This window comes from Chryseobacterium carnipullorum, assembly GCF_003815695.1.
Taxonomy (GTDB): Bacteria; Bacteroidota; Bacteroidia; order Flavobacteriales; family Weeksellaceae; genus Chryseobacterium; species Chryseobacterium carnipullorum.
Window position 1 is genome coordinate 3,269,499 of the sequence record NZ_CP033920.1, and the last position, 16,604, is coordinate 3,286,102.

2 protein-coding genes are annotated in these 16,604 nt (G+C 41.0%); both read left to right on the forward strand.

What is annotated here, in order from left to right; translation table 11 throughout:
- The first annotated feature begins 368 nt into the window (after positions 1–368).
- Positions 369–6,737, forward strand: coding sequence for a non-ribosomal peptide synthetase (locus EG346_RS14850; protein ID WP_164466160.1), 6,369 nt, complete (start codon positions 369–371; stop codon positions 6,735–6,737).
- Positions 6,737–16,582, forward strand: coding sequence for a non-ribosomal peptide synthetase (locus EG346_RS14855; protein ID WP_123879620.1), 9,846 nt, complete (start codon positions 6,737–6,739; stop codon positions 16,580–16,582). The genes EG346_RS14850 and EG346_RS14855 overlap by 1 nt, the downstream gene beginning before the upstream one ends.
- Positions 16,583–16,604: the final 22 nt, after the last annotated feature.

The following is a 16,604-nucleotide window of genomic DNA, read 5'->3' on the forward strand; positions in this document are numbered from 1 at the left end:
TATCCTATACCTGAAAAATCAATGTAGGTATTTTACTGCCTTTAAGAACAGAAGGCAATTAATCTTATAGATTTTTAATGGTCAATAACAAAAGTTAACATTTTCAACAGATCAGTTTACGAATCCTTGTTAAAGAATATTTAGCAAAGCAATTTATCGTTGACTTAGCAGATGATTCAAGAGCTTAAACCTTTCATTTGCTTTCCGGTATTTTTCTATTGCAAAACCAGATCCATCAAGAAAAAGTATACTTTCTTTTGAAAATACAACATGTACTTAATATACAGTATGTCCTTAAATAGTGATCTCTGTAAATATTTTATTGTAGAACAACACACCCCAGGTAATTTATTAGAATGAAAGAAAAAATGAAGTTACATCTTTCACAACAAGATGTATATTATAAGCAGATAACCAACCCGCAAAGCCCATTATATAATGTAGGTGGATACGGCATTTATAAAGGGAAGTTCGATAGTGTTAAATTTGAATTAATTTTAAAAGGTTGTTCAGAAATCTTTGATTTTCATAAAATCAAATTTGATTTTACGGACTCAGAACCTGCTCAATATATAGTTGATACGCCTATACCTTTAGATATCGATACATTAGATTTTTCATCAATACCGGAGGCTCAAAAAGTAGCTTTGGATTGGATGCAAAATCAATTCAATATAGCCTTTGATCTTGAACAGGAAAAACTATATCGTATTGCATTAATTAAAGTAGCAGAAGATGAACATTATTGTTTCCTCTGTTTTCATCATTTAATTATTGATGGATATGGATTTGCCATCTTTGCCAATTATTTTATATCTGAATATAGGAAATTTTTAGATGGGCATAATGTATTGGAGGAAAAATATCCTTCATATGCAGAAGCGGTGCGACAAAATCTAGATTATTGGAAGTCTATACAATACAGCAATGATGCAACCTATTGGAAAGAGAAATTTAAAGATATTCCAGATTTAATATGGACTCAGAAAGGGCAAAAAAATGATAATGCTCGTTCGTTTTTAGTTCCAATTTCTACATCTGATGAAAGACTACTACAACGTCTGGTCGAACAGACCAAAACCAATGTATCTCAGTTAACGATTGCTGCACTGTTATTATATTTTGGAAAAACAACCGGGCATAAGAGTTTTTGTTTCGGACTTTCTAATCATAAAAGAAGAGGCAGGGATGATAGGAAAATAGTGGGAATGTTTTCAGGAATACTTCCCTTTAAAGGCGAATTTATCCCAAATCAGCTACTGTCAGATCTCATTTCCAATGTAAAACAAAGTCAAAGAAATGATTTTAGACATGGATTGTATCCTGTTTCTCATTTAAATCGATCCTTGAAATTACTTTCTAAGGATAGATTGCAACTTTTTGATGTTTTAATTAACTATGAGCTCCTTCCTTTTTCAGATTCAGTGGATTCTGATTTAAAGATACAGGTAAAAGAATTGAAAAGTACATCAGATTTGGGAATTCCTCTTGCAATTCGTTGGTTTGATTATGGTCAGGAAGCACCTTTAGAATTACATATAGATTATCAGGAAACATATTTTAATGATGCAGAAATAAATTTGCTTGTTAATAGATTGCTTTTTATTCTTAGACAATTTGAATCCTGTCTTGACAAACCCATTAACAATATTTCAATCATACCAGAAGAAGAAGCCCATCAATTATTAGAGGAATTCAATACTACAACGATAGACTATCCTAAGGACATGACAGTTGTTGATTTGTTTGAATCACAGGCTGGAAAGACTCCCGATACTACTGCTGTGGTTTATGATGGACATAGTCTTACGTACAGGGAATTGGATGAAAAATCCAACCAGCTGGCTCACTACCTTCTGGATCAGGGAGTCTCTGCAGAAGATTTAGTGGGTATCTGCATGAACCGCAGCCTGGAGATGATCACCGGTATCTTGGGAATCCTTAAGTCGGGAGCAGCCTATGTTCCTATAGACCCTGATTTTCCTCAGTCCCGTATTGATTATATGCTGGATGATTCCGGAGTCAGGATCCTGCTGAGTGATGCTGCCAACAGCGCTGTTTTCTCATCCCGTGAATCTTTAGCAGTTATAGAACTGGATACCGATTGGGAGGATAATATGGGTCATTATTCTGTTGCCAGATTAGACAGGATCGCTTCTCCTGATAATCTGGTGTATGTCATTTATACCTCCGGGAGTACGGGTATGCCAAAAGGGGTTGAGATCGCCCACAGATCATTAACAGATTATTTTTATGGACTTTTGTCCAAGACCAATATTTCGTCATGCCGCAGTTTTGGTTCCACTTCCAGTATCGCCACGGATTTGGGAAATACGATACTTTATCCCTCATTGTTAACAGGCGGAACGCTTTATGTGCTCTCTGACGATGAATTGATCGATGCAGATAGAATCTCCGTTCTGGATATTGACTGTTTAAAAATGGTTCCCTCTCACTGGAAGAGCTTACAATCTAATGATACGTTACTTGTTCCTAATAAGTGCCTGATACTGGGGGGCGAAGCCTTTACCGATGGTATTTTCTCTCTTTTGGCCTCAAATGATGTGCGTTGTGAGGTTTACAACCATTATGGTCCTACCGAGACCACCATAGGAAAACTGATTTATCAAGTTGATTTCACCCGGGAATTGTCCCGTTCGATTCCATTAGGCGTTCCTTTTGGGACTACGGGTGTTTATGTATTGGATTCCGAAGATCGTTTATGTCCAATAGGATCTGCCGGAGAATTATGCATAGGAGGCTTAGGAGTGGCAAGAGGTTATTTGAACAATGATGAGCTGACGCATGAAAAGTTCATCTCCAATCCTTTCAAAGCAGGAGATCGTTTGTATAAGACGGGCGACTTAGCCAAATGGCTGCCTGACGGGAATATTGAATTTTTAGGCAGAAAGGACAACCAGGTCAAGATCAACGGCTACCGTATTGAGTTGGGGGAGATCGAGAATGTATTGTCAGGATTACCTGGAGTCGTCCAATCCTGTGTTTTGGCCAAATCGGACGAACATGACGACAAAAGATTGATTGGTTATGTGGTAATGGATGGAGATTTTGACAAAGAGACGCTACAGTCACAATTACATGAAAGTTTACCTGAATATATGGTTCCGAGGTTGTGGCTAGAACTGGACGCGCTTCCATTGACCTCCAATGGTAAGCTCGATAGAAAAGCATTACCTGATATAGACTCCTCTGCTTTGTCCACGAACGCCTATGTTGCTCCAGGGACAGAGCTCGAAAAAAGCTTAGCAGAGATCTGGCAGGAGTTGTTGGGAATTGATAAAGTAGGCGTTCACGATAACTTCTTCGAACTGGGCGGCCAAAGCTTATTATCGATCCGTTTGATAGCGAGGATCCGAAAGCTTGGGTATACGGTAAACATTGGCGATTTTTACAATGGGCCCACTATCGCTCAATTGAGCACAAAATTAACCTCTACCGAAGAAGGCTATAAGATTCCTGAGAATGGTATTGTCAGGGATTGTGAGTATATCACTCCTTCGATGGTTCCCCTGGTGGATTTGAGCCAGAATGAGCTGGATACCATTATGGACCATGTTCCTGGAGGGCCCTCCAATATTCAGGATATCTATCCGTTGGCTCCTTTACAGGAAGGTATTTACTTCCATCATTTGATGAGCGATGCCACCAAAGGAGATCCTTATGTATTGTCACAGTTATTGTCTTTTTCCTCGTTAGAAAAGCGCTCTGAATTTATTGAAGCCTTGAGGTTTGTTATCAATCGTCATGATGTTCTTCGCACGTGTATTCTGAGTGAAGGTTTTGCTCAGGCTGTCCAGGTGGTACAGAGAACAGCTGAACTTAAGGTAGAAGAACTTGCCATAGATGAGAGATGGGATGTTTTACCTCAGGTCGAGCAGGAGCAGACATCCGGCAACTTGTATATGGACCTTACCCAAGCCCCTGCCATAAGAGTGAAAGCCGCAGATGATGCGGTTAATGGGAAGTATTATCTGGTGTTAAACCACCATCATATGGTGATGGACCACGTCGGGACCTCAAAAATAATAGGTGAGATTAGTCTTTATCTGTCCGGGCAGTCAGGTCTGCTTCCTAAAGCTTCTTTATACAGAGATTTTATAGGGCACACCTTGAATAAAAATAAATTGGATGAGAGTAACAAATACTTTAGTGAATTATTCGGAAAGATTGAATCGCCCACCTATCCATTCAATTTAGTAGATACGAAGATTGATGGGAGTACCACGATCGTTTCCTCCCAGGTGATGTTATCTGCTGAATTGCGCGATGGTATCCGAAAGTTGTCTTCAGATCTTCAGATCAGTCCTGCTGTATTGTTCCATGCAGCCTTTGGTCTTGTTTTGGGAAGATGCAGCGGTACAGACTATGCTCTGTTCGGTTCAGTTCTTTTGGGAAGGTTGCAGGGAGCTAAGGGGTCCGAATCTTCTTTGGGGCTGTTTATGAATACCCTTCCTGTCTTATTGGATCTCACAGGAGATATCCCTTCATACATTTCCCGGACGAATAAGCATTTGCAAAAGCTGTTGGATCATGAACAGACTCCTTTATCGAGTGTTCATCACTGGAGCGGTATTCCCAATGATGTTCCTATGTTCAGTGCCTTGTTGAACTACCGTCATTCTGAAGCAGGGTACTTAGATAAGGTCTCTGGTTTTGACGGAGAATTGTTATCTGGTTACTACCGCACCAATTATCCGTTTTATTTGGATGTTGATGACTACAGTCATGATTTTGGTCTGTCCTTCAATATCTTACCGATAGGGATTGATCCTTCTTCTTTGGTTTTCTATATGGAAGAAGCATTAACCGTGCTGCTTACCCATATGAATACGCCCTCGCAAACAACCGTTGAAGAACTGTCAATTTTAAGGCAAGAAGAGACTCATCAATTGGTAGAAGTATTCAACGATACCGCTGTAGACTATCCTAATGAGAGGACGGTAGTTGATTTGTTTGAGGCACAGGCATCAAAGACTCCTGAGTCTATAGCCGTGGTTTATGACGGGCATAGTCTTACGTACAGGGAATTGGATGCTAAATCCAACCAGCTTGCTCATTACCTTATGGATAAGGGAGTCTCTTTGGAAGATCTTGTGGGTGTCTGCATGAACCGCAGCCTGGAGATGATCATCGGTATTCTGGGAATCCTGAAGTCAGGAGCAGCTTACGTACCCATCGATCCTGATTATCCACAATCCCGTAAGGAGTATATGCTGGAGGATTCAGGGGTTAAGATATTGCTTATTGACAATGATTCAGATCAATATAAAAGTAACCTGGATGTTATTCTATTGGATAATAATTGGGATACTTTAAGCAAAGTTTCCAGTGGTAAAATAGAAAGAACCATTTCTCCTGATAATCTGGCGTATGTGATCTATACCTCCGGAAGTACTGGTAAACCTAAAGGGGTTCAGGTTGAACATAAAAGCATCGTCAGTTTATCTACTACTTGTGATTATATCAGTTTAACTGACCAAACAGTCTGGCTGTCCACAGGGTCGATATCCTTTGATGCAACGACCATAGAATACTGGGGAACCTTATTAAACGGAGGAAAATTGGTATTAACAACGACTGATACTCTATTGAACATAACACTTTTCAAAACATTGATCTTAGAGAATAAGATCACGACTTTATTTATGACCACTTCTTGGTTCCATCAAGTCGTAGAGGAAGATGTAAGTGTTTTCCAGTCGTTGAAGTATTTATTGGTGGGTGGAGATACTGTTTTATACAAGTACACCGATAAAGTAAAAAAATTATACCCGGACCTTACAGTCATCATTGTATACGGACCTACCGAGAATACCACCTTTTCAACATCATATCTTATTGAAGTCACAGGCCATACGCTTCCAATTGGTAAACCGATCAAAGACAGTTATGCCTATATATTGGATAAACACATGAATCCAGCTCCTATAGGAGTTGTTGGTGAACTGGTTGTCGGAGGGTCAGGAGTAGCGAGAGGGTATTTGAATAATAAGGAGCTGACCAATGAGAAGTTCGTAGCCAATCCTTTCAAAGCAGGAGATCGTTTATATAAGACCGGTGATTTAGCCAAATGGCTTCCTGACGGGAATATTGAGTTTATAGGCAGGAAGGATGATCAGGTAAAGATACGAGGTTACCGCATTGAACTGGGTGAGATCGAGAACGCATTGTCAGGATTACCTGGAATCGTTCAATCCTGTGTTTTAGCCAGTGCAGATGAACAGGGTAACAAAAGACTGATCGCTTATGTAGTGATGGAAGGAGGGCTGGACAAGGAAGCCTTGCAATCCCAATTGCAGGAAACTTTGCCGGAATATATGGTTCCGAGATTATGGGTAGAACTCGACGAGATGCCGCTGACCTCCAATGGAAAACTGGATCGGAAGGCATTGCCGGACATAGATTCCTCTGCTTTTTCTACGAAAGCCTACGTTGCGCCAAGGACAGAGACAGAAGAAAGATTAGCTAAGATCTGGCAGGAGCTTTTGGGAATTGAAAAGGTAGGAATCCATGATAACTTCTTCGAACTGGGAGGGCACAGTTTATTAGCCACTCGTTTGGTTTCAACTATTATTAAAGAATTTGAAACTGAAATTTTGATTAAAGATATTTTCAATTTTGTCAATATAGGTGAACTGGCTACTTATATAGAACATAAGAAAATAAAGGAAAAAGAAAGCTCAGATGTGTTTTACAAAAAGAAAATTACAATATAATGAATAAGGCTTTAAATATTATTAAAAAGGCTCATGATAAAGGTATTAAATTAGAATTAGAGGAAGGCTCCCTGGTTTTAAATTCAGAAAATGAAAATATCGATGATGCCTTGCTTGTTGAGATAAAGCTTAATAAGGAACTTATTATTGAACATTTCAATAAATTTGATGCAACCGAAACCACCTATAGACGACTTGATAAAGAAGAGATAAATCCTTTTGATAGAAAACTTATCAAAAAAATACCCTTATCCTTTGGTCAGGAACGTTTATGGTTTTTAGACCGATTGCAGGGGAGTGTGGAATACCATATCCCTTTTGCGCTGAAACTTTCGGGTGATTTGGATAAGAAGGCTCTTTTCCTGAGTCTTAAAGAAATCGTTACCCGTCATGAAGTACTTCGCACAATTATCTATTCAGAAGAAGGGGTAGGATATCAGAAAGTCCTTTCACCGGATGAATGGGAACTTTCTTTTAAAGATATAACAACTAACGCTTCTACACTAACGGAAGACTTAAGAGTGTTTTTATCAGCTCCTTTTGATCTGGATTCAGATTATATGTTCCGTTCGTGCCTGTATGACTTGGGGAATAATGAATACGTCCTTGCGGGAGTGTTCCATCATATTGCCAGTGACGGTTGGTCCCAAAATATATTAATTGGTGAGTTCATTCAACTTTATCGTTCTTATGTATCTGGCAAGGAAGTCGGTTTACCGTCATTGTATTTGCAGTATGTTGATTATGCGCTGTGGCAGCGAAAGCATTTGGAAGGTACTATTATCGACAATCAATTATCCTACTGGGAAAATCAATTGCAAGGAGTAAATGTTTTAGAATTACCCACCGATTATAGGCGTCCTGCCTTACAGAGTTTTTCGGGAGCGAGCCTTTCCTTTGCACTGGACAAGAGCTTGAGTACAGGAATTAATGCTTTAAGCCAACAGGAGGGCGTTACCGTTTTCATGACCCTTTTGGCTGCATTTAAAGTTTTGTTGGGCAGATATAGCGCCCAGGAGGATATTTGTGTGGGTACTCCTGTCGCCAACCGTACCCAAAAGGAACTGGAAGGGATGATCGGTTTCTTTGTCAATACTTTGGCTCTTCGTTCCCAGATCAAAGGGGATGCATCTTTCCGTGAGTTTTTACAGGAAATTAAGCAAACGACTTTGAATGCTTACGACCACCAGCAGGTTCCCTTTGAGAAGGTGGTAGAGCGTGTTATAAGGACACGGGATATGAGTACAACTCCTCTGTTCCAGGTGATGTTTGCTTTACAGAATACACCGGATGCAGTGCAGATAGAGATGGATGGGCTTACTTTGAGAAATTATGAATCACAAGGGCAGGTCACTGCAAAATTTGACATAACAATAACCATAGAGGAGAGTGAGGCCGGTTTTTCTGTGAACATGAACTACTGTACGGATCTGTTTAAAAAAGAAACGATCCAAAGAATGTTCTTCCATTATCAGGAAATCTTACAATCCATTGTTGCATCTCCATCCACTCAGGTAAGTGATCTATCAATGCTTACCGCAGAAGAAAGACATCAGTTATTAGAGGTGTTCAACGATACCGCCGTAGACTACCCGAAAGACAAGATCGTTGTTGACCTTTTTGAAGCGCAGGCAGTAAAAACTCCTGACGCTATAGCAGTGGTTTATGAAGGTGAGAGTCTTACATACAGGGAATTGGACGAACGTTCCAATCAGCTGGCTCATTACCTGATCAATAAAGGAGTCTCCTCAGAAGATCTGATAGGCATCTGCATGGATCGTTGCCTGGAGATGATCACTGGTATCCTTGGAATTCTGAAGTCAGGCGCAGCCTATGTTCCTATAGATCCTGATTATCCACAATCCCGTAAGGAATATATGGTAGAGGATTCGGGGATTAAGATATTACTTACTAATAGTGATAGTGCAATTACTCTTCAGGCTAAAGATGATATAGACGTTATTTTATTGAATAATGACTGGGATACTTTAGATAAAGTATCCAGAGATAAAATAAAAAGGGTGGCTTCTCCATCCAACCTGGCCTATATTATATACACCTCTGGAAGTACAGGAAAGCCGAAAGGAGTTATGAACTCTCACAAAGGGATGTTAAATAGTCTTCTGTGGGCTCAGGATACTTTCGGGTTGACATCAGAAGATGTGCTCCTGCAAAAAACGAGCTTTAGTTTTGATGTATCGATATGGGAGTTGATATGGCCCCTGATCAATGGATCAAAACTTATTTTTGTACGTCCAGGATTACAGGGAGATGTTACCTATCTAAAAGATTTGATAGAAACGGAAAAAGTGACCACCATTCATTTTGTCCCTTCGATGCTAGAGGTCTTTTTAGCAGAAATAGCTATCGGTGATTGTCCTTCTTTATCTAAGGTTTTATGTAGTGGGGAAGCGTTGACTGTAGAGCAGGTTCGTTCATTTAGGGCGCAATTCCCTAAAGTACGGTTTGATAATTTATACGGTCCTACTGAGGCATCTGTACACGCAAGTGGTTGGTCTGTACCAGAAGATATAAGTTCTCTGGAAAAGATTTATATAGGGTATCCTGTTTCTAATACAAGTATCTATATTTTAGATTCATCAGACTATATAAGTCCGATAGGCGTTGTAGGAGAATTGTGCATAGGAGGAGACAATGTAGCCGTTGGTTATTTGAACAATGAGGAGTTGACCAATGAAAAATTCGTATCTAATCCTTTCAAAGATGGAGAACGGATGTACAAGACTGGTGACTTGGCCAGATGGCTTTCTGATGGTACCATCGAGTTTTTAGGCAGGAAAGATGATCAGGTAAAAATCAACGGTTACCGGATAGAGCTAGGTGAAATCGAGAATGTATTGTCCCGTTTACCGGGTGTGAGCCAATCCTGTGTTGTGGCCAGACACGACATTAAAGAGAGCAAGCGGCTGGTCGCCTATGTGGTTATGGAGGAAAATCTGGACAAGGAGGCATTACAATCACAATTACAGAAAATTTTACCGGAATATATGGTTCCCAGGTTATGGGTACAAGTAGACGAGATGCCCCTGACATCAAGCGGAAAGTTAGATAGGAAGGCATTGCCGGAACTGGACCCATCTGCCTTGTCCACGAAAGAGTATGTGGCACCAAGGACAGAGATGGAAGAACGATTAGCTGAGATCTGGCAGGATCTTTTGGGAGTAGAAAAAGTAGGTATCCATGACAATTTCTTTGAACTGGGAGGCCAAAGTTTATTGGCAGTTCGGTTGATTTCCAAGGTTCAAGAAATAGGATATAGCATCCCTATTCGAGATATTTTTTCAAGCCCAACTATTGCTCAATTGAGTACGAAGTTAATTTCTACCGAAGAAGAATATAAGATCCCTGAGAATGGTATTGTAGAGGGATGTGAGTATATCACTCCTTCCATGGTGACTTTGGTGGATTTGAGCCAGAATGAACTGGATACCATCATGGACCATGTTCCGGGAGGTGCGGCCAATATCCAGGATATCTATCCATTGGCTCCTTTACAGGAAGGTATTTATTTTCACCACCTGATGAGTGATAGAAATACTGGTGATCCTTATGTATTACCTGTTCTATTATCTTTTTCATCACCGGATAAGCGTTCAGGATTTATAGATGCCTTGAGGTTTGTCATCAACCGCCATGATGTGCTTCGCACGTGTGTGCTGAATGAAGGATTTACTCAGACCGTTCAGGTCGTACTGAGAGAAGTAGACCTGAAAGTAGAGGAGTTATCAATAGATGAAAGGCTTGATATTTTATCTCAGGTTGAACAAGAGCAAACAAGCAACTTGTACATGGACTTGACCCAAGCACCGGCAGTACGAGTGAAAGTAGCTAGTGATGTGGCCAATGGAAAGTATTATTTGGTGTTGGATCACCATCATATGATGATGGATCACATTGGAACCTTAAAAATAATAGAAGAGGTTGGGCTTTATTTATCAGGGCAGACAGGTCTGCTTCCTACTCCGGCTTTATACAGAGATTTCATAGGTCATACCTTGAATAAGAATAAATTAGATGAGAGCAAAAAGTATTTTAGTGAGCTATTCGGACAGATTGAATCACCTACTTATCCTTTTAATTTAATAGATACCAAGATTGATGGAAATACTACAATCATCTCATCAAAGGTGATGGTATCTGCTGAATTGCGCGATGGTATCCGAAAGCTGTCGGCAGATCTTCAGATCAGTCCTGCTGTATTATTCCATGCGGCCTTTGGTCTGGTTTTGGGAAGATGTAGTGGTACAGAATATGTTTTGTTCGGTTCAGTTCTTTTGGGAAGGTTGCAGGGAGCTAAAGGCTCGGAATCTTCATTGGGGCTGTTTATGAATACCCTTCCTGTATTATTGGATCTCAAAGGTGATATCCCTTCATACATCTCCCAGACGAATAAGCATTTGCAAAAGCTTTTGGATCATGAACAGACTTCTTTATCAAGTGTTCACGATTGGAGCGGTATTCCTAATGATGTCCCAATGTTCAGTGCCTTATTGAACTACAGACATTCTGGATCAGGCCATCTGGATCAGGTTCCTGGCTTTGATGGAGAATTGATATCAAGCTTTACCCGAGACAATTATCCGTTTTCTTTGGATGTTGATGATTATGGTCATGACTTTGGTTTAATCTTCAATATCTCATCTGTAGGAATTGATCCTTCTGCTATGGTATTATATATAGAAGAAGCATTGAAAGCATTGCTTTCAAATATGGATAAGCCATCGCAAACAACAGTTGAGGAACTGTCAATTCTAACGAAAGAAGAAGCCCATCAATTATTAGAGGAATTCAATACTACAACGATAGACTATCCTAAGGACATGACAGTTGTTGATTTGTTTGAATCACAGGCTGGAAAGACTCCCGATACTACTGCTGTTGTTTATGATGGGCATAGTCTTACGTACAGGGAATTGGATGAAAAATCCAACCAGTTGGCTCACTACCTTCTGGATCAGGGAGTCTCTGCAGAAGATTTAGTGGGTATCTGCATGAACCGCAGCCTGGAGATGATCACCGGTATCTTGGGAATCCTGAAGTCAGGAGCAGCCTATGTTCCTATAGACCCTGATTTTCCTCAGTCCCGTATTGATTATATGCTGGATGATTCCGGAGTCAGGATCCTGCTGAGTGATGCTGCCAACAGCGCTGTTTTCTCATCCCGTGAATCTTTAGCAGTTATAGAACTGGATACCGATTGGGAGGATAATCTGGGTCATCATTCTGTTGCCAGGTTAGACAGGATCGCTTCTCCTGATAATCTGGTGTATGTCATCTATACCTCCGGGAGTACGGGTATGCCAAAAGGGGTTGAGATCGCCCACAGATCATTAACAGATTATTTTTATGGACTTTTGTCCAAGACCAATATTTCGTCATGCCGCAGTTTTGGTTCCACTTCCAGTATCGCCACGGATTTAGGAAATACGATACTTTATCCCTCATTGTTAACAGGAGGAACGCTTTATGTGCTCTCTGACGATGAATTGATCGATGCAGATAGAATCTCCGTTCTGGATATTGACTGTTTAAAAATGGTTCCCTCTCACTGGAAGAGCTTACAATCTAATGATACGTTACTTGTTCCTAATAAGTGCCTGATACTGGGCGGCGAAGCCTTTACCGATGGTATTTTCTCTCTTTTGGCCTCAAATGATGTGCGTTGTGAAGTTTACAACCATTATGGTCCTACCGAGACCACCATAGGAAAACTGATTCATCAAGTTGATTTCACCCGGGAATTGTCCCGTTCGATTCCATTAGGCGTTCCTTTTGGGACTACGGGTGTTTATGTATTGGATTCCGAAGATCGTTTATGTCCAATAGGATCTGCCGGAGAATTATGCATAGGAGGCTTAGGAGTGGCAAGAGGTTATTTGAACAATGATGAGCTGACGCATGAAAAGTTCATCTCCAATCCTTTCAAAGCAGGAGATCGTTTGTATAAGACGGGCGACTTAGCCAAATGGCTGCCTGACGGGAATATTGAGTTTTTAGGCAGAAAGGACAACCAGGTCAAGATCAGCGGCTACCGTATTGAGTTGGGGGAGATCGAGAATGTATTGTCAGGATTACCTGGAGTTGTCCAATCCTGTGTTTTGGCCAAATCGGACGAACATGACGACAAAAGATTGATTGGTTATGTGGTAATGGCTGGAGATCTTGACAAGGAGACGCTACAGTCACAATTACATGAAAGTTTACCTGAATATATGGTTCCGAGGTTGTGGCTAGAACTGGACGCGCTTCCATTGACCTCCAATGGTAAGCTCGATAGAAAAGCATTACCTGATATAGACTCCTCTGCTTTGTCCACGAACGCCTATGTTGCTCCAGGGACAGAGCTCGAAAAAAGCTTAGCAGAGATCTGGCAGGAGTTGTTGGGAATTGATAAAGTAGGCGTTCACGATAACTTCTTCGAACTGGGCGGCCAAAGCTTATTATCGATCCGTTTGATAGCGAGGATCCGAAAGCTTGGGTATACGGTAAACATTGGCGATTTTTACAATGGGCCCACTATCGCTCAATTGAGCACAAAATTAACCTCTACCGAAGAAGGCTATAAGATTCCTGAGAATGGTATTGTCAGGGATTGTGAGTATATCACTCCTTCGATGGTTCCCCTGGTGGATTTGAGCCAGAATGAGCTGGATACCATTATGGACCATGTTCCTGGAGGGCCCTCCAATATTCAGGATATCTATCCGTTGGCTCCTTTACAGGAAGGTATTTACTTCCATCATTTGATGAGCGATGCCACCAAAGGAGATCCTTATGTATTGTCACAGTTATTGTCTTTTTCCTCGTTAGAAAAGCGCTCTGAATTTATTGAAGCCTTGAGGTTTGTTATCAATCGTCATGATGTTCTTCGCACGTGTATTCTGAGTGAAGGTTTTGCTCAGGCTGTCCAGGTGGTACAGAGAACAGCTGAACTTAAGGTAGAGGAACTTGCCATAGATGAGAGATGGGATGTTTTACCTCAGGTCGAGCAGGAGCAGACATCCGGCAACTTGTATATGGACCTTACCCAAGCCCCTGCCATAAGAGTGAAAGCCGCAGATGATGCGGTTAACGGGAAGTATTATCTGGTGTTAAACCACCATCATATGGTGATGGACCACGTCGGGACCTCAAAAATAATAGGTGAGATTAGTCTTTATCTGTCCGGGCAGTCAGGTCTGCTTCCTAAAGCTTCTTTATACAGAGATTTTATAGGGCACACCTTGAATAAAAATAAATTGGATGAGAGTAACAAATACTTTAGTGAATTATTCGGAAAGATTGAATCGCCCACCTATCCATTCAATTTAGTAGATACGAAGATTGATGGGAGTACCACGATCGTTTCCTCCCAGGTGATGTTATCTGCTGAATTACGCGATGGTATCCGAAAGTTGTCTTCAGATCTTCAGATCAGTCCTGCTGTATTGTTCCATGCAGCCTTTGGTCTTGTTTTGGGAAGATGCAGCGGTACAGACTATGCTCTGTTCGGTTCAGTTCTTTTGGGAAGGTTGCAGGGAGCTAAGGGGTCCGAATCTTCTTTGGGGCTGTTTATGAATACCCTTCCTGTCTTATTGGATCTCAAAGGAGATATTCCTTCATACATTTCCCGGACGAATAAGCATTTGCAGAGCCTGTTGGATCATGAACAGACTCCTTTATCGAGTGTTCATCACTGGAGCGGTATTCCCAATGATGTTCCTATGTTCAGTGCCTTGTTGAACTACCGTCATTCTGAAGCAGGGTACTTAGATAAGGTCTCTGGTTTTGACGGAGAATTGTTATCTGGTTACTACCGCACCAATTATCCGTTTTATTTGGATGTTGATGACTACAGTCATGATTTTGGTCTGTCCTTCAATATCTTACCGATAGGGATTGATCCTTCTTCTTTGGTTTTCTATATGGAAGAAGCATTAACCGTGCTGCTTACCCATATGAATACGCCCTCGCAAACAACCGTTGAAGAACTGTCAATTTTAAGGCAAGAAGAGACTCATCAATTGGTAGAAGTATTCAACGATACCGCTGTAGACTATCCCAAGGACAGGACGGTAGTTGATTTGTTTGAGGCACAGGCATCAAAGACTCCTGAGTCTATAGCCGTGGTTTATGACGGGCATAGTCTTACGTACAGGGAATTGGATGCTAAATCCAACCAGCTTGCTCATTACCTTATGGATAAGGGAGTGTCTTTGGAAGATCTTGTGGGGGTCTGCATGAACCGCAGCCTGGAGATGATCATCGGTATTCTGGGAATCCTGAAGTCAGGAGCAGCTTACGTACCCATCGATCCTGATTATCCACAATCCCGTAAGGAGTATATGCTGGAGGATTCAGGGGTTACGATATTGCTTAGTGATAATGATTCTACAATTACTTTTAAAGAAGGTATAGACGTTATTGTATTGAATAGCGATTGGGATACTTTAAGCAAAGTTTCCAGTGGTAAAATAGAAAGAACCATTTCTCCTGATAATCTGGCGTATGTGATCTATACCTCCGGAAGTACGGGTAGTCCCAAAGGGGTTCAGGTTGAACATAAAAACATCGTCAGTTTATCTACGACTTGTGATTATATCAGTTTAACTGATCAAACAGTCTGGCTGTCCACAGGGTCGATATCCTTTGATGCAACGACCATAGAATACTGGGGAACCTTATTAAACGGAGGGAAATTGGTATTAACAACGACTGATACTCTATTGAACATAACACTTTTCAAAACATTGATCTTGGAGAATAAGATCACCACGTTATGGATGACTGCTTCTTGGTTCCATCAAATCGCAGAGGAAGATGTAAGTGTTTTCCAGTCGTTGAAGTATTTATTGGTGGGCGGAGATACTGTTTTATACAAGTACACAAATAAAGTAAAAGAACTATACCCGGAACTTACGATGGTTAACGGATATGGGCCTACCGAGAATACCACTTTCTCTACATCCCATATTATCGAAATCACAGGCCATACGCTTCCAATTGGTAAACCGATCAAAGACAGTTATGCCTATATACTGGATAAACACATGAATCCAGCTCCTATAGGGGTTGTCGGTGAACTGGTTGTCGGAGGATCAGGAGTAGCGAGAGGGTATTTGAATAATAAGGAGCTGACCAATGAAAAGTTCGTAGCCAATCCTTTCAAAGCAGGAGATCGTTTGTATAAGACCGGTGATTTAGCCAAATGGCTTCCTGACGGGAATATTGAGTTTACAGGCAGGAAGGATGATCAGGTAAAGATACGAGGTTACCGCATTGAGCTGGGTGAGATCGAAAACGCATTGTCAGGATTACCTGGAATCGTTCAATCCTGTGTTTTAGCCAGTGCAGATGAACAGGGTAACAAAAGACTGATCGCTTATGTAGTGATGGAAGGAGGGCTGGACAAGGAAGCCCTGCAATCCCAATTGCAGGAAACTTTGCCGGAATATATGGTTCCGAGATTATGGGTAGAACTCGACGAGATGCCGCTGACCTCCAATGGAAAACTGGATCGGAAGGCATTGCCGGACATAGATTCCTCTGCTTTTTCCACGAAAGCCTACGTTGCGCCAAGGACAGAGACAGAAGAAAGATTAGCTAAGATCTGGCAGGAGCTTTTAGGAGTAGAGAAAGTCGGTATATATGATAACTTTTTCGAACTGGGAGGCCATAGTCTATTAGCCGTTAAGTTGATTATTAGTGTTCAAAAAGAATTTGAGATGGAAATCTCAATTCAGGACGTTTTTGAATATAATTGTATTGAGCAGTTAGGCAATTATATTCAATATCTCGCTCTAGAAGTGGAAGACGGAGATTTTGATGATGAAATTTATATTTAAAATAATTAGAGTACAATAAAAA

Bases quoted from the DNA above. Each gene is read 5' to 3' on its own strand.
- EG346_RS14850 (WP_164466160.1), top strand. From the start codon at position 369: ATGAAGTTACATCTTTCACAACAAGATGTATATTATAAGCAGATAACC.
- EG346_RS14855 (WP_123879620.1), top strand. From the start codon at position 6,737: ATGAATAAGGCTTTAAATATTATTAAAAAGGCTCATGATAAAGGTATT.